Annotated in this window: 16 protein-coding genes and 4 pseudogenes; 11 read left to right on the forward strand and 9 right to left on the reverse strand. The window is 68.0% G+C overall.

The genetic code is table 11. From position 1 onward, the window contains the following. The first annotated feature begins 159 nt into the window (after nucleotides 1-159). The 4 genes from ACFVX4_RS37420 (at nucleotide 160) to ACFVX4_RS37435 (ending at nucleotide 4511) form a co-directional block, all read left to right on the forward strand. Complete coding sequence (locus tag ACFVX4_RS37420; RefSeq protein WP_389986617.1) at nucleotides 160-699, forward strand: hypothetical protein; 540 nt, start codon at nucleotides 160-162, stop codon at nucleotides 697-699. A 408-nt stretch (nucleotides 700-1107) separates the two neighbouring features. After that, the gene (locus ACFVX4_RS37425; RefSeq protein ID WP_389986620.1) at nucleotides 1108-2388 is read left to right on the forward strand and encodes an acyl-CoA dehydrogenase family protein; all 1281 of its coding nucleotides are present in this window, start codon (nucleotides 1108-1110) and stop codon (nucleotides 2386-2388) included. Nucleotides 2389-2461: 73 nt separating this feature from the next. Beyond that, a complete protein-coding gene (locus tag ACFVX4_RS37430; protein WP_389986623.1) occupies nucleotides 2462-3679 on the forward strand; it encodes a CaiB/BaiF CoA transferase family protein in 1218 nt (405 codons plus the stop codon). Between the two features lie 52 nt (nucleotides 3680-3731). Further along, the gene (locus tag ACFVX4_RS37435; protein ID WP_389986626.1) at nucleotides 3732-4511 is read left to right on the forward strand and encodes a crotonase/enoyl-CoA hydratase family protein; all 780 of its coding nucleotides are present in this window, start codon (nucleotides 3732-3734) and stop codon (nucleotides 4509-4511) included. Between the two features lie 84 nt (nucleotides 4512-4595). Here the strand turns inward: ACFVX4_RS37435 and ACFVX4_RS37440 are convergent, their stop codons facing one another. The 6 genes and pseudogenes from ACFVX4_RS37440 to ACFVX4_RS37465 form a co-directional block, all read right to left on the reverse strand. Continuing rightward, nucleotides 4596-6083, reverse strand: coding sequence for a long-chain fatty acid--CoA ligase (locus ACFVX4_RS37440; protein WP_389986629.1), 1488 nt, complete (start codon nucleotides 6081-6083; stop codon nucleotides 4596-4598). 511 nt (nucleotides 6084-6594) lie between these two features. Beyond that, nucleotides 6595-6936 (reverse strand): annotated as a pseudogene (locus tag ACFVX4_RS37445) (transposase family protein); the annotation flags it as partial. 76 nt (nucleotides 6937-7012) lie between these two features. Then, nucleotides 7013-7532: pseudogene (locus tag ACFVX4_RS37450) on the reverse strand (transposase). A 46-nt stretch (nucleotides 7533-7578) separates the two neighbouring features. Continuing rightward, nucleotides 7579-7968 (reverse strand): SDR family NAD(P)-dependent oxidoreductase, encoded by a 390-nt coding sequence (locus ACFVX4_RS37455; RefSeq protein WP_389986632.1) that lies wholly within the window; start codon nucleotides 7966-7968, stop codon nucleotides 7579-7581. Between the two features lie 132 nt (nucleotides 7969-8100). After that, a complete protein-coding gene (locus ACFVX4_RS37460; RefSeq protein ID WP_389986635.1) occupies nucleotides 8101-9141 on the reverse strand; it encodes a cytochrome D1 domain-containing protein in 1041 nt (346 codons plus the stop codon). 80 nt (nucleotides 9142-9221) lie between these two features. Then, nucleotides 9222-10523 (reverse strand): Dyp-type peroxidase, encoded by a 1302-nt coding sequence (locus ACFVX4_RS37465; protein ID WP_389986638.1) that lies wholly within the window; start codon nucleotides 10521-10523, stop codon nucleotides 9222-9224. 547 nt (nucleotides 10524-11070) lie between these two features. Between ACFVX4_RS37465 and ACFVX4_RS37470 the strand changes: the two genes are divergently transcribed. From ACFVX4_RS37470 to ACFVX4_RS37480, 3 genes are all read left to right on the forward strand, one after another. Next, complete coding sequence (locus tag ACFVX4_RS37470) at nucleotides 11071-12528, forward strand: multicopper oxidase family protein (RefSeq protein ID WP_389986641.1); 1458 nt, start codon at nucleotides 11071-11073, stop codon at nucleotides 12526-12528. A gap of 261 nt (nucleotides 12529-12789) precedes the next feature. Beyond that, the gene (locus ACFVX4_RS37475) at nucleotides 12790-13419 is read left to right on the forward strand and encodes an alpha-ketoglutarate-dependent dioxygenase AlkB (RefSeq protein ID WP_389986644.1); all 630 of its coding nucleotides are present in this window, start codon (nucleotides 12790-12792) and stop codon (nucleotides 13417-13419) included. 351 nt (nucleotides 13420-13770) lie between these two features. After that, a complete protein-coding gene (locus tag ACFVX4_RS37480) occupies nucleotides 13771-14538 on the forward strand; it encodes an SDR family NAD(P)-dependent oxidoreductase (RefSeq protein ID WP_389986647.1) in 768 nt (255 codons plus the stop codon). A gap of 250 nt (nucleotides 14539-14788) precedes the next feature. Here ACFVX4_RS37480 and ACFVX4_RS37485 read toward each other — a convergent pair. Continuing rightward, a pseudogene (locus tag ACFVX4_RS37485) lies at nucleotides 14789-15067 on the reverse strand (leucine zipper domain-containing protein); the annotation flags it as partial. A 420-nt stretch (nucleotides 15068-15487) separates the two neighbouring features. Here ACFVX4_RS37485 and ACFVX4_RS37490 point away from each other — a divergent pair. From ACFVX4_RS37490 to ACFVX4_RS37505, 4 genes and pseudogenes are all read left to right on the forward strand, one after another. After that, nucleotides 15488-16441, forward strand: coding sequence for a DUF5996 family protein (locus ACFVX4_RS37490; protein WP_389986650.1), 954 nt, complete (start codon nucleotides 15488-15490; stop codon nucleotides 16439-16441). 226 nt (nucleotides 16442-16667) lie between these two features. Beyond that, entirely contained in the window at nucleotides 16668-17162 is a 495-nt protein-coding gene (locus tag ACFVX4_RS37495) for a transposase family protein (RefSeq protein WP_389986652.1), read from the forward strand. Between the two features lie 63 nt (nucleotides 17163-17225). Beyond that, nucleotides 17226-17615 (forward strand): annotated as a pseudogene (locus ACFVX4_RS37500) (hypothetical protein); the annotation flags it as partial. Beyond that, nucleotides 17543-18259, forward strand: coding sequence for a transposase (locus ACFVX4_RS37505; protein WP_389986655.1), 717 nt, complete (start codon nucleotides 17543-17545; stop codon nucleotides 18257-18259). The pseudogene ACFVX4_RS37500 and the gene ACFVX4_RS37505, both read left to right, overlap by 73 nt. 249 nt (nucleotides 18260-18508) lie before the next feature. Here ACFVX4_RS37505 and ACFVX4_RS37510 read toward each other — a convergent pair whose 3' ends face one another. Both ACFVX4_RS37510 and ACFVX4_RS37515 read right to left on the reverse strand, forming a co-directional pair. Beyond that, nucleotides 18509-18664, reverse strand: coding sequence for a hypothetical protein (locus ACFVX4_RS37510; RefSeq protein WP_389986658.1), 156 nt, complete (start codon nucleotides 18662-18664; stop codon nucleotides 18509-18511). Nucleotides 18665-18857: 193 nt separating this feature from the next. Then, nucleotides 18858-20120 carry an MFS transporter gene (locus ACFVX4_RS37515; RefSeq protein WP_389986661.1) on the reverse strand — a complete coding sequence of 421 codons (1263 nt, stop codon included), beginning with the start codon at nucleotides 20118-20120 and terminating at the stop codon, nucleotides 18858-18860. Between the last annotated feature and the right edge of the window lie 32 nt (nucleotides 20121-20152).

Below are 20152 nucleotides of genomic sequence, written 5' to 3' on the forward strand. Positions count from 1 at the left end.
GACGGCTCGACGGACTCGGCCTCGGTCACGTTCTCACTGGTCATCGATGCATCTTCCTTGATCAGGAGTTACACCGATCGTTTTACAGTCCCCCTTCTCGTTGTCGCAGGCCACCCGGTGCCGGCGGAACTCCTTCCCCCGGAGCGCGACGCCAGGGTCATGAGGCAGTTCGCATACCGCGTCAGTTACTGCGACCACTCGCAGCTCGTCGCACTGGAGGCTTTCGTCCGCTCGCTGCCCCGCGTCGCCGCTGCAGAACCCTTCGTGCAGCCGGCGTGGCCGGGCCCCCGTCCCGCCGAGACCAGGTTTGCCGCCGTGCTCGGCGCGCTGATCCGCACTCGCGGCTTCGGCATCCGCGAACTGCCGTTCATGGGACTCTCCCTCAGCACGCTGCACGGAATGGTGTGGCGCTGGGACTCAAGTCCGCACCGCCGGCAGCAACTATCTGCCGTGGCAGGTCCGCTGGGCTGGACCCTGCCCGATCTCTTCGCGGTCGCCGATGAGCCGTACTCGGAGGAGCTCCGCCCGATGCTGCACTGCCACCACCTCGGGCGGGTCTTCGCGGCGGCCGTCCCCTTGACTACCGCTCAGCTGATCGAGACTGCGGAGGAAGCGGATCGACTGAGCGTGCGTGAGGACCACGGCGTATGGCAGCCCGTCTCGCAGGGCTTTGCCGAGGAGTGCCCGGACTTCCCCTGACAGCAAGGGCTGTCTTAGTGCCTCCTGGCATGGTCGGGCGCCTTCGCACGTTGTCCGCGCCAGGCGGCGGTAGCCCCTGTCGATCGATGTCCGCCGAGCTCGCGCTGATCACTCAGCGCGAGCCCCAGTTGGACTCGGCCGCGAATAGGCGACACCTGAACATGCGAGCTCACCAGTCTCAACCCCCGAGCCCGGCCCGGCCGCCGTCCCCCCGGAGAAGTCCGCGGGTTCCAATGGGGTACATATCACCCTGTAACAGGACAAGCAGGGCTAGGCTGTGAATGTCAATTTTCGTCTGAAGTTGGCGCTCTGCACCTAATTCCCGCTTTGTGGGCCGGCTTCCAGCGTCGTCCCCATGAACGCGACCACACGCGACCCGATCTCCGCAGCACGGAAGGAACGCAGTATATGAGCGCGACGCAAGGCATGGGTGAGGGCGTCCTGGGCGCCGTGGGCGCGGCCGGGAACGGGCAGGTCGTGCAGCCGCCGGTGCTGGGCGGCCCGGAGGAGTCCGACTACTACCTGCTGGGGGAGCTCCTCACGGAGGAGCAGCAGCGGCTGCGGCACAAGGTCCGGGAGTTCATGGACCGGGAGGTCATCCCGGTTATCAACCCCTACTGGGAGCGCGCCGAGTTCCCGCACGAGCTGGTGCCCAAGCTGGCGGAGCTGGGGATCGCGGGCTTCCAGATCCCCGGTTACGGCTGTCCGGGGATGAGTAATGTGACGGCCGGGATCGTGATCATGGAGCTGGCCCGTGGCGACCTGAGCATGTCCACGTTCATGGGCGTCCACTCGGCCCTGGCCATGGCCTCCATCGCCCTGCTGGGCTCGGAGGAGCAGAAGCAGCGGTTCCTGCCAGCGATGGCGCGGTTGGAGAAGATCGGTGCCTTCGGTCTGACCGAGCCCGCGCACGGCACGGACGTGGTCAAGCTCCAGACGGAAGCCCGCCGGGAGGGTGACTCGTACGTGCTGAACGGGTACAAGCGGTGGATCGGCAACGCCACCTTCGCCGACTACGTGATCATCTGGGCCCGTGGGGACGACGGGCACGTGGGCGGCTACATCGTCGAAAAGGGCACGCCGGGGTTCGACGCCCAGGCCATCACCGGCAAGACAGCGCTGCGCTGCGTGCAGAACGCCCAGATCTCCATGAAGGACGTCCGGGTCCCGGCCGAGAACAAGCTGGAGAACGCCCACACCTTCCGGGACACCGAGAAGGTCCTGCTCGCCTCGCGCTACTGCGTGGCCTGGGAGTCGATCGGCGCGGCCATCGCGGGGTACGAGACCGCGCTCGCGTATGCCAAGGAGCGCAAGCAGTTCGGCATGCCGCTGGCCTCCTTCCAGCTCATCCAGCACCGGCTGGCGCGGATGCTGGCGGACATCACCGACATGGTGTGCATGCAGTTCCGGCTCGCCCAGCTGATGGACGAGGGCAAGTACTCGATGCCGCGGGTGTCCCTCGCCAAGATGCACTACACCGAGCGGGCACGCGCCATCCTCTCCGACGCCCGCGACATGCTCGGCGGCAACGGGATCGTCCTCGACTATCACGTGGCCCGGCACACGTGCGACATCGAGGCCATCGACACCTACGAGGGCACCGACACCGTGCAGGCGTTGATCGTCGGCCGCGACATCACCGGTTACAGCGCCTTCGCACCCGCCCCGCCGGCGCCGGCCCACCACTGACCCAGCCCCGCGCGACGGCGCCCCCGACCGGCCCGGGGCGCCGCGCGCCGGCCCTGCCGAGAAAGGATCTGTCATGGCGGACACGCCCCTGCTGGAGGGACTGCACGTCGTCGACCTCGCCAGCTTCATCGCCGGCCCCGCCGCGGCCACCATGCTCGGCGACTTCGGCGCCGATGTCGTCAAGGTGGAACCGCCCCACACCGGCGACGCCTACCGCGGGCTCAGCCGCGTCCCTCCCAACCCCGGCGTCGACGGGATCAACTACCCCTGGCAGCTGGACAACCGCAACAAGCGCAGCATCGCCCTCAACCTCAAGTCGCCCGGCGCCAGACCCGTGCTCGAACGCCTGGTGGAATGGGCAGACGTGCTCGTGACCAACTTCCCGCCCCACACCCGGGCCAAGCTCGGCCTGGACTACGACGACCTCGCCCCCCTCAATCCCCGGCTCGTCTACGCCGACGTCACCGGCTTCGGCGAACAGGGCCCGGACGCGCACCTGCCCGGGTTCGACGTGACCGCGTACTGGGCGCGCAGCGGACTGATGGACTACACACGCCAGCGCGGCGGGCCGCCCGCGATGCCGGCGTTTGGATCGGGCGACCACCCCACGGCCGTCACCCTGTACGCCGGCATCATGACCGCGCTGTACCGGCGCGAGAAAACCGGCCAGGGCTCGCGCGTCTCGGCGTCGCTGATCGCCGAGGGCGCCTGGGCGGCGAGCATGTGGCTCCAGGCCGCACTCGTCGGCGGCAAGGCCCCCCGCCCGGCCGATCGGACCGACCCGCCGAACGCGCTCGCCAGCGCCTACCGCACATCGGACGACCGCTGGCTGCTACTGGCCTTCGCCAACGAGGACAAGCAGGTCCCCCTGTTCCTCCAGGCCATCGGCCACCCCGAGGCGGCGCAGAACCCGGACTACGCCGACACGCCCAGCCGTCGCGCCCACGCGGCCGAGATCGCCGCCGTGCTGGACAAGGCCTTCGCGACCCGGACGCTCGCCGAATGGCGCGAGCTGCTCGACGCCGCCGGCCTCACCTACGGAGTCGCCCAGACGATCGACGAGTTCGCCCAGGATCCCCAGCTCAAGGCCAACCGGATCGTCATTCCCATCGAGGACGGCAGCGCCGAGCCGCATCTGACCGTCGACAGTCCCGTACGAATCGACCAGGAGCGGAAGGTCCCGCCGCGCCCCGCTCCCGACCTGGGCGAGCACACCGACGTGGTGCTGCGCGACCTCGGCTATGACGACGCCTCGATCGCGGAGCTGCGTGGCGCGGAGGTGGTCGACTGAGGGCACGTCAGCCCAGGCAGGACAACAGGGGGCAGAGAAGGGAACCAGCATCATGACCGAAGTCACGGGCAGCCCGGCGGTGCGCACCGAGGAACGCGACGGCGTCTTCGTGATCACCATCGACCGGCCTCAGGCCCGCAATGCCGTCGACGGTGCGACGGCGCGCGCGCTGGCCGCCGCCATCGACGAACTCGAGTCACGCGACGACCTCCTGGTCGGCATCCTCACCGGTGCGAACGGTGTCTTCAGCGCAGGCATGGACCTCAAGGCCTTCGCGAAAGGCGACACTCCCGTCATCGAAGGACGGGGCTTCGGCGGCATCACCCGTACCGAGATCAAGACCCCGCTCATCGCCGCCGTGGAGGGCTACGCGCTGGGCGGCGGCACCGAGATGGCCCTCGCCTGCGACATGATCGTCGCCGCCCGGAACGCCACCTTCGGCCAGACCGAGGTCCACTACGGCATCGTGCCCCCCGAAGGCGGCATGGTGCGGCTCCCCGAACGCATCCCCCGCAACATCGCCCTCGAGCTGTTGCTCACCGGTGACCCACTGCCCGCCGAACGCGCCGAGCGGCTCGGCCTCGTCAACCACCTCACCGAGCCGGGCGAGGCCCTCACCCAGGCCCTGGAGCTCGCCCACCGCGTCGCCCAGAACGCGCCGCTGGCCATAGCCGCCGTCAAACGCGTCGTCAACGAGCGCACCGCCCTCCGCGACATCGACGCCCTGCGCGATCAGGACCAGTACGTCGAACCCGTACTCACCTCCCTGGACGCGAAGGAAGGCGCCCGCGCCTTCGCGGAGAAGCGCTCACCCCACTGGCAGGGTCGCTGACATATCCCAACGCCCCGGTGGATCCCGACGGTTCCATGTCGCGGGTCCGCCGGTGGCGCGTACGACGCCTCACTGCCTGCCCTGCTAGGGCGGCGGGACGATGTCCCGCTTGAGGATCTTGCCCGTGGGCCCCTTGGGCAGTACGTCCGTGATCCACACCTTGCGCGGATACATGTAGGCGGCGACCCGGCTCTTGACGAATTCGCGCAGCTCCTCGGCGGTTGCCTGGGCTCCTGGCTTGAGAACCACTGCCGCTCCGACCTCCTCACCGAGATCTGGGGCGGGCAGGCCGATGACCGCGGCCTCGGCGACCGCCGGATGCTCGTACAGCACCGCTTCGATCTCGCGGGGGTACACGTTGTTTCCGCCCCGGATGATCACGTCCTTCGACCGTCCGACGATCCAGAAGAATCCGGCCTGGTCCACCCGGCCGAGGTCCCCGGTATGGAACCAGCCGTCCCGGATCGCGGCGGCGGTCTCCTCGGGGCGATGCCAGTACCCCTTCATCACGTTGTGCCCGCGGATCGCGATCTCGCCGACTTCCCCCTGCGGTACGTCCTTCCCGTCGTCGTCGACCACCCGCATCCCGACGCCCCGGATCGGGGTGCCGACCGAACCGGGCCTGGGTCCCTCCTGCAAGGTGTTGAACGCGGAGACCGGCGACGTTTCCGACAGCCCGTACCCCTCGAGCACGACGCAGTCGAACGCGTCCTGGAAGTCGCGCAGCACCTGGACCGGCATCGCCGCGCCACCGGACAGGGACAGCCGCAGCCGGGACACGTCGTAGGCGTCGTGGCCGGGCTGCCGCAGCAGTCTGCTGAAGATCGTGGGCACTCCGGCGAAGACGGTGACGCCGTGACCGGCGAGCATCGCCAGTGCCTTTTCGGCGTCGAAGCGCGGCAGCATCGTGAGGCACGCGCCGGAGGCGACAGTGGCGTTGAGGGTGCAGGTTTGTCCGAAGGCATGGAACAACGGCAGCCCACCGAAGACCACGTCGTCGGGAGTGAGCTGGAGCAGCTCGCCCGCCACGATGTCGCAGTTGCGGGTGAGGTTGGCGTGAGTCAGCTCGGCCCCCTTCGGCTCACCTGTGGTTCCCGAGGTGTAGAGCACCACGGCGGTGTCGTCCTCGTGCCGGTCTGCCACGTCGTCGGCGGACGGTTCGGACGCAGGGAGCTCGTCGAATCCGCCGGCGTCGACGATGACCGCTTCGGCACCGGCCCGCTGCGCACCGGCCCGCGCCTCGTCGGCGAAGTCGTGCCAGGCGAACAACAACCGGGCCCCCGAGTCACCGAGGTGATAGGCGACCTCTCTGGACTTCAGCAGAAAGTTCATGGGGACGACGACGCCACCGGCCCGGAGCACACCGAAGTAGGCGAATGCGAACTCCGGAGTGTCGGTCAGCATGAGCCCGACGCGGTCTCCCGGCCGCACGCCCCGGTCGCAGAGCATTGCGGCCACACGGACAGTACGCTGGTCGAGGGTGCGATACGTGACGATGTCATCCCCGAGTCGCAGCGCGGCGCGATCCGGATACGCCTGGGCGCCGTTCACCATATGGGATGCGAGGTTCATGCCGGATCCACTCCTCAGTAGCCTGAACCTTCGGCCGAGTAGCCCCAAGGGGAAATGGATCACCGCCCGGAACAGTCTCACTGACGCGGGCGCGAGAGCTTCCCTATGAACATACGCCGCGGTACGGGCACACCGCGACCGCAGGCCGTCTCGCCCACGCCGGGCCGCTCGGGGAGGGCCGCAGTACGGGCGCCTGGCACGTTCAGCGGACCCACTCGTACTCGTCGTCGCTGAGGAGGTCGTTCGGCTCGTCCTCGGTGAGCTCGCGCGTCTCGTCCTTGGCCCTCATGATGCCGACCCACCTGGGGCCGGCTCAGGCGGCCCTGCCGAAACCGGCCGTGGCCAGGTCCTGCTCTCGCAGCGGGGTGAAGTCGACGTCGAGTTTCGGGTCGTACGCCTCGGGCTGGATGCCGAGTTCGTGGGTGGAGTACTCGCCGAACCGGTTGATGTGCTCGGTCAGGTAGGCGCGGCCGTGATGTGGTCGGCGGCCGTGTTGTGAAAGCGCGAGGTTGAGGGTGGCCATGGCCCGCTCGCCAAGGCAGCGGATCTTGGCGTGGGTGGTGTTGTGACGGCGCTTCCATCTCTTCAGGCGGCCCCGAAACGGGACCCGGATGGGTCCGCCGGCGCCTTGATACGCCTTGTCCGCCCAGCATTTGAGCCCCGCGTCGGCGAGGGCTTCGATGATCCCGTGCTGTCGCGCGGCGGTGAGGTCGTGAGTCGAGCCGGGCAGAGCCGACGAGGCCCAGAGCAGCCGTCCGAACGGATCGGTGAGGACCTGGACGTTCATGCCGTGGCGTTTATGTTTCCCGGAGTAGTACGGGGTGTCGGCGGCGATGCGGTCGATCGGCAGCAAGGGCGTTGTCACGTTGGTGCGGTGTTGATCGATTGAGGGCGCGTCAGGGTGTGTAGGGGTCGGGTGGGGGCCTGGCTCACGCTGCGGTGGGCAGGGCGGTGGCGCCGGTGATCTCGTCCCAGATGGCGAAGCGGGTGGTCATCTCGGTGTGGTACTCGGTGGCGGTCATCAGGTGGCGGCGTGGTCGGAAGTGGGGCGAGATACCGCTGAACGCCGCCAGGAACCGCTGGGCTCCGCCGACGGAGCGGAAGCCCTTCATCGCGCGTTCGCGCTGCCGGGTGGGCTGGTGGAGTTCTCCGCCCGGTTGTTCAGGCCCTTGTGGGCGCGGTGTTCTACGGAGGGCATGACCTCGCGGTGGGCCGCGCCGTAGGAGCGGAGCTTGTCGGTGACGATCACCCTCGGCACCGAGCAGGTCTGCCCGAACTTCGTACACCAGCGGCGGACCGTCTCGTGGGAGACGAGCACGCCGCGCTCGAGCATCAGCTCCTCGACCTCGCGGAACGACAGCGGGAAACGGAAGTACAGCCACACGCAGTGCGCGATGATCTCCACCGGGTACCGGGGTGCCCCTTGTACGACGGCGGCGCGCTGTCCACGGACGACCCCTCCCAGCATGACCAACCCGAAGAACATCCCACCCGGTCAGTCAACGTGACAGTGCCCGACCGAAGCGCCGGGGGTGAACCGGTCACGCAGGGCTCGTACGGTCTCGGTGTAGCCCACCAGTTTGGTGGTCACGCTCTCGATGGCTGCTGCGATATCGAAGTCCGCCAGGGAGTTGACGCCTTGTTTGATGGCGGTGATCACCAGGTTGTCGACCTCGCGAACTTCGCCGAACGCGGCGGCGATCGTCTCCGGCCGCGACAGGTCAACGGCCAGGCCTCGGGTGATGCCGCCGATTTCGCCGGCCACGGTATCGGCGTGAGCCGTGGTGCGGCTGGTGATGATGACAGTGTCGCCGCGGTCGGCAAATCGCTGGGCTACAGCGCGGCCCAGTCCGCTGCTTCCTCCGACGATGATCGAGGTGGTCACGATCCAGTGGTCCCTTCTGGCTGACAGTTAGCTGACAAGGAATTCCTTTGAAGCAGGATTCAGCGGTGACGCAGCTGGACCGATCCACTCCGGCGGCACATGGACTCAGCGCCCCAGCGGGGCGTCGCGGGCTCAGCTCACCGCCACGCCGTAGGGGCTGGAGCCGAGGGTGACAGTCGCGACGACCTTGTGTGAATTCGGGTCGATGACCTTGAGGGTGCCCGCTCCCTGGTTGGTGACGTAGATCGCCTCGTCGGTGACCTCCAGGTTGAACGGGTCGGTACCGGGAGGGCCGAGGGCGATGGTCGCCGAGACACGGTGGCTGCCGGTGTCGATCACAGATACGTTGCCCGGGCCGAGATCGGCGGAGTAGGCGAAGTGGCCGTCGGGCCCAATGGCCACGTCAAAGGGTCCCTCGCCCACGGACACGGTGGTCACCTTGCCGGTACGGGTTCCGACGGCATGGACGTGTGCTGCCACCTCGTCGGCGACGTAGGCCGACTTGCCGTCCGGGGTGATGGCGACGCCCACCGGGGAGCGCCCTGCGGGGAGGGTCCGGTCGACCCGGCGCGTGCGGGTGTTGATGACCGACAGGTTGCCGGACCCGGAATTCGTCACGTAGGCCGAACCACCGTCAGGACTGAACGCCACGTTCACCGGAGACTTGCCGACCGGGATGGTCGCAGCCACCCGGTTGGTTCGGGTATCGATCAGCGAGACGGTGTTCGAACCGCCGTTGGTGACGCAGAGGGAGCTGCCATCGGGGCTGAGGCCGACACCGGTGGGGCTCTTGCCGACCGGCACGGTTGCGACGATCTTGTTGTTCCGGGTGTCGAGGACCGAGACCCGGGCCGAGCCGCTATTGGCGATGTACACGTGCTTGCCGTCCTTGGCGACCGCGACACCTTCGGGCGCCACGCCGGCCGGCACGGTTGCGACGACCTTGTAGGTACGGGCGTCGATCACCGAGAGCGTGTCGTCCTGCTGGTTCGTGACATACACGCGGCCACTGGCACCGGCGTGGGCGGGCGTGGCCCGCACGGCGGAGTCCTTGCGGACTGAGGCGGCGGGCGTACAGGAGATCAACAGGATCCCGATGCCCGCCGCGAGTGCCGGCCGGAGCGTCCTGCCGGGGCGCCGGCGGCCGACTCGGGTCCGCAGGGCAGAGAACATCTCGCCTCCCGTGCGCATTGCGATGGTTTGGCCCAGGGCCGGGCGGCGTCTCGCCGACGCCACCCGGGGGCAGGGAAGGATCAGGTCAGGAGCCCGCGGGCGTAGTAGTCCTTCTCGTCCCGAACTCCGGGAAGCGCGAAGAAGTAACCCCCGCCCCGGGGGCTGATGAACGGCACCAGTGTTTCGTCTTCCAACCGGGTCTGCATGGCGATGTAGGTGTTCAGCTCCCGCTGGAAGCAGACGAATGCATGCCCCATGTCGAGTTCCGGTGGGTTGGGGCTCCTGTCGTAGTCGTAACTGCGACGCAGGATGGTGCTGGTCGCCGCGGTCTGCGGAGTCTGGGGATTGGCAAGGCGGATGTGAGAGTTCAGCGGGGTGATCAGACCCTGCGGGTCGTTGGTGTAGATGGGGTCGAGGAGATCCGTGACGTTCTCATCCACGGCGTACATGGGGGCGCCACTCGCCTTGCGGCGGCCGAAGATCCGCTCTTGTTGAGCAATGGGCACCTTCTGCCACGCCTCGATGAAGAAATGCACGATACGCACCACGTGGTACGTGCCACCCGCGGCCCAGTCCGGTTCGGCGCTCTTCGGCTGGACCCAGACCACCTGATTCATCTGGGCGTCGTCGGTGACGGTCGGATTGGAGATGCCGTCCTTGAAGCCGAACCAGTCACGCCGGACACCGACGGGACGCTCCGGATTACGCTGGCCGTCAATGCGCCAGCGCATCTTCATCGCGGACTTGGTGTGGGTCAGGATGTCGAGCAGTGCGTGCACCGTCGTGTCGCGGTGATCAGCGCAGATCTGGATCAGCAGGTCACCCTGGCTCAGCGCGGGGTCCAGGTCGTCGTGGCGGAAGGGCGTCATCGTAACGAGCTGGACCGGCTTGCGCGTGCTCAATCCGTAGCGGTCGTCGAAAAGGGACGCGCCCACTCCGACCGTGAGGGTGAGACCATCCGCCACGAACGTTGGTCCCATGATGCCGTTGTCCGATGGCGTTGCGGTCGGGGGCACCTCCGGTGGCCTGCCGCCCGCCGTGAGGAAGCGGGCTCGCGAAGTCAGAGTGCGAAACAGGCCGGTGAGCTCCGCGCGGCCGGAAGCGGTCACGTCGAACGAGACAAAAATCGCGTCCTGTTGGGGCGCAGTGGCGATCCCTGCCTGGTGATAGCCGTGAAAGGGAATCGTACGGGAACTCGGTTGCGCCTTGATTTCGGCCATCGTGTCGGCGAACGCCTCATCGCTGCCCAGGGCGGCTACGCCCGCTGCTCCGGCCAGGCCCGCGGCAGCGCCGTGAAGAAACGACCGCCGGGCAAACGCACTCGCCGGGCACCCTTCGCCGCTCCACCCGTTCTCCAGGGACGCGGATGTCTCGTCAGTCATGGTTCCCCTCAGGCAAGGAGCCGGGTGGCAAGCCGTACAGCGCTGCCGCGATCGGATCCGCCAACTGGCCGCCGCTCAAATGGCGCGCGACCACATGCGGCAGCCCAACTGGCGCCTGGATTGCCGCCAGTTACATAACTGTTCCGCAAAACGAATATATTGGATGCTCAGGCTCGCGCCACTTGGAGAGAGGCGCTTGGTCGTCCTCTCTCACAACCGACGTCGCGCTCGGGTCGCGGCCCGTCGAGCGCGCGGCGGCGAGAACAACCCTGTGGTGTGGATGGATCGTGCGGATGTACTCGGTTTGCCCTGCATCCGCGGTTGATCGGGCCCGCGGTCTCCGCATTCTCCGGATTCGGCGGATCCCAACCGCAGGAATGCCCACATCCCAGTGGACCGTCGTCCGCGCCCGCAGGCCCGGGCGACGTCCGTACATCGGGGGTGGTTGTGTCACGCGAACGCTCCACCGGGGTAGCGCGCGGGCGGGACCACGTGCTTGCTGGGAGTGAGCTACGTGCGATGTGGGAGTCCCAGGAGTGGAGAGGTAATGCGGTCTCGGTCCAGGCTGCCCGAACTGGCCACTGCCGTCGTTGTCGTCATCGCCCTCCTGGTCGGTGGCTGTGCCGGCGAGCAGCCACCGGAGCGGGAACCGGCGCAGGCGCAGCCGGCGGCTGTCCCCCTGCAGTCGCCGGCGGTTGCACAGGGCGCGCCGCTGAAGGAGCCGGCGCAGATGGTGAGCCGCAACGGGGCCCTGCGGGTGGAACTCGTCGTGGAGAGGCGAAAGGTGGAGGTGGGCGGCCGCAAGCTGTGGGCCCTCACCTACAACGGCAGTTACATGCCTCCCACGCTGCGCATCCGGCCGGGGGACAAGGTGGACCTGTCGATGAAGAACTCGCTGAACGAGTTCACCAATCTGCATGTTCACGGACTTCATGTGTCGCCGAGCGGCGACTCCGACAACATCTTCGTCCACATTCATCCCGGCCAGACGTTCCACTACGCCTACCAGTTCCCGAACACTTTGCGGCCCGGCACCTACTGGTACCACTCACATGCGCACTCGATCTCGGCACCGCAGGTCGCCGGGGGCATGTCGGGCGTTCTGATCGTCGACGGGCTGCAGGAGTACCTGCCGGCGAAGTTGCGCCACATCACCGAGCACGTCATCGGGCTCAAGGACTTCCAGGTCCAGGGTGATGCGGTCCGGACCCAGAACCTGCGCATCGGCGCGTCCACCAATCGCACCGTCAACGGTCAGCTGAACCCGACCATCCGCATCCGGCCGGGTGAGACCCAGCTGTGGCGGCTGGCCAACATCAGCGCCAACATCTACTACAACGTCCGCCTGCAAGGTCAGCGGTTCCATGTGATCGCCCACGACGGCACCCCCGTCGACCGGATCTGGACGGCCGACTCGCTCCTTCTCGCGGCAGGCGCGCGCTTCGACGTGCTCGTACAAGGCGGTCCGACCGGCCGTACCCAGCTGCAGACGCTCGCGTACAACACCGGGCCGGCCGGAAACAAGTTCCCGCAGGCGACCCTGGCGACCCTGGTCTCCGAAGGACCTTCCGCGCACCCGGAGGCCCTGCCCACCCCGGCCTTTGCGCCGGTCGCGGACCTGAGCCACTCGGCGATCGCCGCCCGGCGCACCCTCGTGTTCTCCGAGAACAAGAACGGCAGCAAGTTCTACATCAACGGCAAGCAGTTCGATCCGAACCGAGTGGACGTCCGGTCCAAGCTGAACACGGTCGAGGAGTGGACCGTGCGCAATGACAGCAACGAGGAACACTCGTTTCACGTGCACGTCAACAAATTCCAGTTGATGAGCATCAACGGCCGACCGCACCACGGCCACGGCTTGCAGGACACGGCGAGCGTGCCCGCCAAGGGGAAGCTCATCGTCCGGACCCACTTCAGGAACTACACCGGCAAGACCGTGCTTCACTGCCACATCCTCAACCATGAGGACGCGGGCATGATGGCGGTACTGGAGATCGTCAAGTAACGTGCCGACGCCCGTAGCGCCGGGGCGAAGCGGTCACCACCGGCGCCGACGACGGAGGGAACGAGATCCCCGCGACGACGGCCCGCCACAACGTCAGGCGCCCGCCCGTCATCCACGACCCCGCCTGGTCCCGCATCCCGGGTTCGGTGCCCCTCGCGCCATACGCATCGCCCTGAACTGATGCACTGGCGCTCACGGGCACAGAGGCACACACACATTCTTCATAGCTCAAATGTTCGAATGCGAGGGTACGCTGCATGCATGGCATCGCACCAGCTCCAGGAGTCCCTGTTCGATCAGAGCGACGACGTGCGTCTACGCCCGCTGCACGGCCTCCGCAGAACAGAGCTCGGCGACGGCGTCTGGATCGACGTCCTGCCGGGCTGGCTGAGTGGCGCCGGCGCCCTGTTCGAACAACTGGCCACGAACGTTCCCTGGAAGGCCGAGCGTCGGCAGATGTACGAGCGGGTCGTGGACGTCCCGCGCCTGCTCGCCTTCTACTGCGCCGGTGAACCGCTGCCGCACCCCGTCCTCGACGAGGCGCGGCGGGCACTCTCCGCGCACTACGCCGCCGAGCTCGGCAAACCCTTCACAACGGCAGGCCTGTGCCACTACCGCGACGGGCGTGACAGCGTGGCCTGGCACGGCGACCGCATCGGCCGGGGGGCCCACGAGGACACGATGGTCGCCATCCTCTCCGTGGGGGCGCCCCGCGACCTTATGCTGCGCCCGCGCTGCGGCGGTGGCGTCGTCCGGCGGCCACTCGGGCACGGCGACCTGATCATGATGGGCGGTTCCTGCCAGCGGACCTGGGAGCACGCCATCCCCAAGACCGCGCGGGCCGAGGGAGGACGCATCAGCATCCAGTTCCGGCCGCATGGGGTGCAGTGACCTCTCACCTCGCAGGGGGTGTACTCGCAGGATGGACGCCCCTTCGCCCTTGGGCTCAGCCAGCAAAACCCCCAATTGACGCGCCCGGGGCGAGCTGGTGCCGGACGGCGGGGGTGCCACTCGGGGCCGGACGTTGCTCCGAGTGGCGCCAGCGCCCGGGCCGGGGCGATTCTGGTGCTTACGGCCCGGTGGTGAACGAGTACGCGCCTACCGTAACGAAGACGATCATGGCAGTCCTCCCCTGCGTATGCGCGGTGAAGAATTCATCTGCTGCCGTGAGTTCCGGGACCCATACGCCGCGTCATGCGCATGACGCGTGACCGCCGGATTGCCATGGACGGGAGAAGACCGATGAGCGGAAAGCTGACTGGCAGGAAGGCCCTGGTCACCGGTGGCGCACGAGGGATCGGTGCGGCTGTGGCCCGCAGGCTCGCCTCTGACGGAGCCGACGTGGCGATCAACTACCGGAGCAGCGGTGACGCGGCCGAAGCGCTCGCCGCCGAGATCACCGCCGACGGCCCCCGCGTGGTCGCGATCAAGGCGGACCTCAGCGATCCGGACGAGATCCGTCGGCTGGCCGATCAGGCCGCCGAAGCTCTTGGTGGACTCGACATTCTCGCCAGCAACGCCGGAATTGAGCACTTCGGCAAGCTGGGAGACGTCACACCCGCCGACTTCGACCGCGTCTTCGCCATCAACACACGAGCCCAGTTCTTCGCCGTACAGAACGCGGTACGGCATATGGGCGAAGGAGGGAGGATCGTACTGACGTCATCACAGAGTGCCCACAAGGCGGTTTTCTACCACGCCCTTTATGCGTCGAGTAAGGCCGCCGTCGAATGCATCGCGCTCAACCTCAGCGCCGAACTCGGCCGGCGCGGCATCACCATCAACGCCATCGCGCCCGGAGGAACCGTCACTGACATGTCCGCTCACGCGGCTTCCCACTACGTCCATCCCGACGTCGACACTGAATTCCACACCCTCATTCGCACCGCCAGTTCGCTCGGACGGATGGCCCAGCCCTCCGAGATCGCCGCGGTCGTCTCGTTCCTGGTGTCGGACGATGCCTCGTTCATCACTGGCAGGACCATCCAGGCCGACGGCGGCTGGTTCTGACCCAACAAAAGGCAGGGTCGCGCAATGGAGCATGACTGAGGTTGAACGCGCGGTGTCCTAGCCTCGCCGTTTCGGTTGAGATGAGGCCGGAAGCGGGGAGGAAATACGAAAGTGCCTTCTGAGCTGGGACGATGCACCTTTTCGAGAGGTTCTGTCGGTCCAAGTGGAAGGCACTTTCTGCGTGCAGGTGCGACACGAGGTCATCGCGTTCGTAGCGGCGTATGACGTGCCCGGTCGCCCGGTCCAGGTGCGCGATGCGGGCCGGTCCCCACCGGCGCAGGACGCGGACCTTGATGATCCGGCGTTCGGTGCGGGTCGGGGTGCGGCGTGGGCTGGTGTGCGGACGGGAGGAGCGGTCGGTCATGCCCGCCTCGCCGAAACGGCGGTAGCGGGCAGCCCACCGCTGGGCCGTGGTCGGCGAGACCTGGAAACGTTCGGCGGCCCGGCGCAGGGGCCAGTTGTCCTCGACGACGCAGCGGGCCAGGCGCAGGCGTCCGGTCTCGGTCAGGGGTGCATTACGGTGGGGCATGAGGGCCTCTCGGTCGGTGTAGACGTCGCAATCCACACCGAACCCGGAAGGCCCTCACCCATTCAAGACGCTTCAGCCGAGACCTGCATCACCCGTCCACAACCTTCCGGGACAGAACAACTAGGGCTGGCTCCGCACGCACGATCAAGCTCCCCGCCACCTCGCGTGCTCTTACTTCTCACCAACATTCACGCGCTCTCCAGGCAACGCGTGATGCCGAAACCCACCGACAACGCGGCTGCCGGCCCAGCACGTCGGACCCCCGACGCCACCGAGCGGGCAGGACCCTGACCTGCGTGTGAGAATTGGGTACTGGATCGCAGTTCGGTGTCGAGGCCCGCCCGTCGCTGCATGGGGGGAGCGTGCGCAGCACCTGACGCCCCGTCCCGCTGATCCCATCGACACGCTGGGAGGCTCTCTGTGAGCGAACGTCTCAATGCGTGGCCGACGCTGGTATATGAGGACCTGGCGCCCATGGTTGACTACGTGAACCGGGTGGTACAGGTCGCAGGCAAGTACACCCTCGACGAGCCCTTCGAAGTCGGCTGGGGAAACATCGTCCTCGATGTCACCCCCCGGGGGCTCAGCACGCCAACCCTTCGGCAGCGAGGCGTGACCTTCGCGGTGCACTACAGCTTGCTCGACGGTGGAGTGGTCATCGAGGCCGACAACGGCTCGCGGACGGTGCCGTTGTCCAAGGGATCAGTCGCCATGTTCTATGCGTCCTTCTGCGATGCGGCAGACGAGCTCGGCATACACCGACCGCGCAGCTCGTTGATCTGTGAGATTCCGGATGCCCCGCCGCGTTTCGAGGACGATCACGTCGAACGCACCTGGGACGGCCACGCGGCCCGGCTGATCTGGACGGCGTTGAACCTTGCCGCTGACGGGCTCGAGGCGTGGCAGGCCCCCTTCCTGGGACACCGCCCCCGGGTCGGTGTGATGTGGGGCGGCTTCGACCTGTCCGCCACGCGTTTCCGGGCGCAGCCCACCGTGCCGCCGCCCCACCAGCCGCCGTTCATGCAGAACGCCCAGCTCGACGCGTACGTGTCGGTGGGATTCTCCTTCGGGGATGCCAAGGCGCCGAACGTCGGCATGTACGCGTACATCTGGCCCCAGCCGGACGGTCTCGGGGGCCGGTCCTGGGGTGTTGAGGGCGCCGCCTGGCATCCCGACGCTGGTCTGGTTCGTCTGCCGTGGGCCAAGCTCAGGGAGACAGCGGACCCGCACCAGGCCATTGTGGCGTTCGGTGACGCCGTCTACGATGCCGCCGTCGAGACGGCAGGCTGGCCGTCCGACCTCGTCGGACCCCGCGTCGAGGGTTGGTACATGAGCAAAACACCGCCCGCGCTCGTCCAGCACCAGCGCGGCTGACTCAGGCCAGGATTGGTCCTCAGGGCCGACTCCTGCGGGTTCCATCTCGACGGCCCGCCGCCCTCACGGACGGCTGGCCAACTCCTGCACTGACGTCATTTCTCGGGTTCTGGCTCAGGTTGTGTGATCCGTGCACTGTGCGTGACGGCTGAACTCCCAGCGCTGCCATGGGAAGTTGCCTCAAAACGAGCAGTGGCAAGAGTGACTGGGCCGACAGTTCGGGGCTGTGGATGAGATCTTGCTCCGGCTGGAGGAGTTGTTGTTTCTGTCGATCGCCGATGTCGCGGTGCTGTCGGCAGACGTGAACATCGCGATAGTTCGTGTGGATGTGTCGTGCACCGCCGCGGGCGCCTCGTGTCCGGGACGCGGGGCGTGGTCCGCCCAGGTGCACGGTTCCTACCTGCGGTTTCCCGCTGATGTTCCGAGTGCGGGACGAAACGTCGTACTCCAGCTGCGGGTTCGCCGTTTCACCTGCCGGAACGACGAGTGTGGACGCCGCACGTTCGTCGAGCAGATACGCGGTCTGACCCGAAGGCACGGCCAGCGGACCGAGCGGCTCCGCTCGGCCCTGGCCGCGATCGGCCTTGCCCTCGCGGGCCGGGTCGGCGCCCGCCTGGCCGACCTCGTAGGTGCACCGGTCAGCCGCAGCACCGTCCTGCGGCTGGTCCACGCACTTCCCGAGCCGGAGGTACCCGCTCCACGGGTGGTCGGCGTCGACTAGTGCGCCACCCGCAAGGGCCGCCACTACGGCACCGTCCTCGTCGATGTCGAAACCCGCCGACCCGCCGATCTGCTGCCCGACCGGGAGTCATCGAGCCTGGCCACGTGGCCGGCCCAGCGGCCCGGGATCGAGGTGGTGTGCCGGGACCGTGCGCCGTTCTTCGCCGAGGGAGCCAGCGCTGGTGCCCCGCAGGCCGTGCAGTGGCACCTCTGGCACAACCTGAGCGAGGCCGCCGAGCGGAGCATCGGCCAGCACCGCCGATGTCTGCGAGTCCTGGTGCGCGAGGCACCTGAGACGACCGAGACGGAGCCCGACCCGGCGGAGGAGTCGTCCGGCTCGCCGTGGCCGACCGGTCACCGGTTCGCCGACCGCACCCGGCCATGCATGCCACGATCCATGCCCTGGTCGAGGCACGGCACAGCCGTCGCGCGATTCAGCGGCAACTCGGCATGACCAGCCGAACCGTCAAACGGTACGCGGACGCCGCCAAGCCGGAAGACCTCTTCACCGGTCAATGGCAGACCCGGACCCCGGTCCTCGACGAGTACGAACCCTACCTCGACGACCGCTGGAACGCGGGATGCACCAACGCCTGGAAACTGTGGGAAGAGATCGTCCCGCTCGGTTACAAGGGCAGCTACCAGCGCGTTCGCGCCTACCTTCGTCAGAAGCGCACCTCGCCACGGCCCGTGACAGCCCGGCCGCCCTCACCTCGGACAGTCGGCGGTTGGGTCCTCCGCCGCCCGGAAACCCTCTCCGAGTCCGAACACCTCCACCTGAAGAACGTCCGGGCCAACCGCCCCGAAATCGACGCACTCACCAGGCACGTCCGGTCCTTCGCGACCATGCTCACCGAACGCCAAGGCGAGCGCCTGCCGGACTGGCTCGCCGCCGTCAGGCATGACGACCTCCCCAGCCTCCACACGCTCGCCGCGGGCATCGACCGCGACCGCCAAGCCGTCATCGCCGGCCTCACCCTCCCCTGGAACTCGGGTGTTGTTGAAGGTCACGTCAACCGGATCAAGAAGCTCAAACGCCAGATGTACGGTCGCGCCGGCTTCGACTTACTGCGGAAACGAGTCCTGCTCGCCTCATGACGAGCGTTCGTGCATCCGCTCCGAACCACCGAACGCATGACCAAGCCCCACGCCCGGACGATTGAATACCCACGTGATCGATTGGACGCAGGTGCTCGACCCCCGCGGGACCGCCGGGCGGGTGCCCGCCCTCCTGGACCAAGTGGAACACGCTGGAGGCGCCGAGGCATGGGATGCCCTTTGGGAAATGTGCATCTGCTGAGGTCGATCAGGGTTGGACCACTGCGGCCGCCGGAAGTCGTCGACCCTCTAGAATGCCACGACTTCTGTACCCGTCGTGCTGCCGAGCGCGATGAACTCAGGAGTGTCCTCCAGCCGTGAGAGCGACAGGAGTTTCTCGTAGAAGGCGGCAAGCTCGGATCGGTCGGGGCCGTCGATGACGATGGCGTACAGACGTCCGATCATCTCGCCGACTATGCCGCGTGACGCTGAGAAACGCCACGCCTCTGCTGATCTTCCCGAATTGCTCCTCCGAGCGGGGACGGTTCCAGCGAGCCACCTCATCAGCGCGCGTCCGGGGCCCGCCGGGAAGGGCCTCGGACGCGTGCCCACGCCATCGGGCAGCACAAGATCACTGGCGCCCGCGCACTGTCGGGGGTCAGGCCGCTCTCGGGCCGGACCTGCCCCGGACCTGCCCGGCGCGCCCTGCTCCCAGGCCTGCGGCAGCCTGAATCGCGCACACCACCAGGAGCGTCGCCAACGGAACGCCCCAGCCGCCGCTCACCTCGTGCAGCAGCCCCGCGCCCAGCGTGCCGATCGTCGCGATCAGGAAGCCGGTGCCCTGGGCCATCGAGGACAGCGCCGACGTCTCGTCGCCGTTGCCGGTACGCAGCCCGATCAGGCTCAGCGCGACCGCGAATCCGGCCCCCTGGCCGAGCCCCAGGACCACTGCCGCTGCCCACACGCCCGCCGGCGCGGGGGCCAGGACGACGCCGACCAGACCCGCTCCGCTGAGCATCGCCACGAGCACGGCGGGCCCACGCTGGTCGGGCAGTCGGCGATACACCGCGGGCAGCAGCGCCGCCCCTGCAACTCCCACCAGACTGGTCAGCGACAGCAGGAGGCCGCTCTGCGCCTCGCCAATGCCCCGGTCCTGGGCCATCGTGGGCAGCCATCCGAACACTACGTACGCCAACAGCGCCTGTGCCGCGAAGAACACCGTGACCTGCCACGCCATCACGTCCCGCCACAGCCGCACACGGTTCGGCGTCGGCGCGTCGACCGCCCGCGCGTCCGCACGTACCCCCGGCCACCAGGCCAGGATCGCCGCGATCGACAGCGGGACGGCCACCAGTGCCAGCGCACCGCGCCAGGCCCAACCGGTCGCGTCGGCCAACGGTGGGGCAACCGCCGAACCGCTCGCGCCGCCCAGGGTCAGGCACGCCGAGTAGAACGCGGTCACCCCGGCCACCGCACCCGCGAAGCGCCGCCGGATAAGCCCGGGCAGCAGCACGTTGGCGAGCCCGATCGCCGCGCCGACCAGGGCCGTGCCCACGAACAATGCCGCAGCCCCCGGTAGCAGCCGCAGCGTCGCGCCGACAACGAGCAGCGTCAGGCTCGCGAGCACCACGCGCGACTCACCGTACCGCCGCCCGAGCACCGGGCCTGCGAACGCGAACACGCCCAGGCACAGTACCGGCAGCGCGGTCAGCACGCTCACCGCCGCGGCCGACAGGCCCAGGTCGCCGCGAAGGCGGCCGAGCAGTGGGGCTATCGCGGTGACCGGGGCCCGTAGGTCGAGCGCGACCAGGGCGAGCGCGATCAGAGCACCGATCGTTGGAACGTTTCGCCCCGGTATCGGAATGGATGAAGCGGGTGTGGCATCGCGGAACATCTGGGGGTGCGCGGGTGGAGTGGTCATAGGGGGTCCTTCGGTGGGAGGAGGTCACCTTG

Origin of the sequence: Streptomyces sp. NPDC058240, from assembly GCF_042882135.1 — a bacterium.
Classification (GTDB): Bacteria; Actinomycetota; Actinomycetes; order Streptomycetales; family Streptomycetaceae; genus Streptomyces.

Bases quoted from the DNA above. Each gene is read 5' to 3' on its own strand.
- ACFVX4_RS37420 (WP_389986617.1), top strand. From the start codon at position 160: ATGAGGCAGTTCGCATACCGCGTCAGTTACTGCGACCACTCGCAGCTC.
- ACFVX4_RS37425 (WP_389986620.1), top strand. From the start codon at position 1,108: ATGAGCGCGACGCAAGGCATGGGTGAGGGCGTCCTGGGCGCCGTGGGC.
- ACFVX4_RS37430 (WP_389986623.1), top strand. From the start codon at position 2,462: ATGGCGGACACGCCCCTGCTGGAGGGACTGCACGTCGTCGACCTCGCC.
- ACFVX4_RS37435 (WP_389986626.1), top strand. From the start codon at position 3,732: ATGACCGAAGTCACGGGCAGCCCGGCGGTGCGCACCGAGGAACGCGAC.
- ACFVX4_RS37440 (WP_389986629.1), bottom strand. From the start codon at position 6,083: ATGAACCTCGCATCCCATATGGTGAACGGCGCCCAGGCGTATCCGGAT.
- ACFVX4_RS37460 (WP_389986635.1), bottom strand. From the start codon at position 9,141: ATGTTCTCTGCCCTGCGGACCCGAGTCGGCCGCCGGCGCCCCGGCAGG.
- ACFVX4_RS37465 (WP_389986638.1), bottom strand. From the start codon at position 10,523: ATGACTGACGAGACATCCGCGTCCCTGGAGAACGGGTGGAGCGGCGAA.
- ACFVX4_RS37470 (WP_389986641.1), top strand. From the start codon at position 11,071: ATGCGGTCTCGGTCCAGGCTGCCCGAACTGGCCACTGCCGTCGTTGTC.
- ACFVX4_RS37475 (WP_389986644.1), top strand. From the start codon at position 12,790: ATGGCATCGCACCAGCTCCAGGAGTCCCTGTTCGATCAGAGCGACGAC.
- ACFVX4_RS37480 (WP_389986647.1), top strand. From the start codon at position 13,771: ATGAGCGGAAAGCTGACTGGCAGGAAGGCCCTGGTCACCGGTGGCGCA.
- ACFVX4_RS37505 (WP_389986655.1), top strand. From the start codon at position 17,543: ATGCATGCCACGATCCATGCCCTGGTCGAGGCACGGCACAGCCGTCGC.
- ACFVX4_RS37510 (WP_389986658.1), bottom strand. From the start codon at position 18,664: ATGATCGGACGTCTGTACGCCATCGTCATCGACGGCCCCGACCGATCC.
- ACFVX4_RS37515 (WP_389986661.1), bottom strand. From the start codon at position 20,120: ATGACCACTCCACCCGCGCACCCCCAGATGTTCCGCGATGCCACACCC.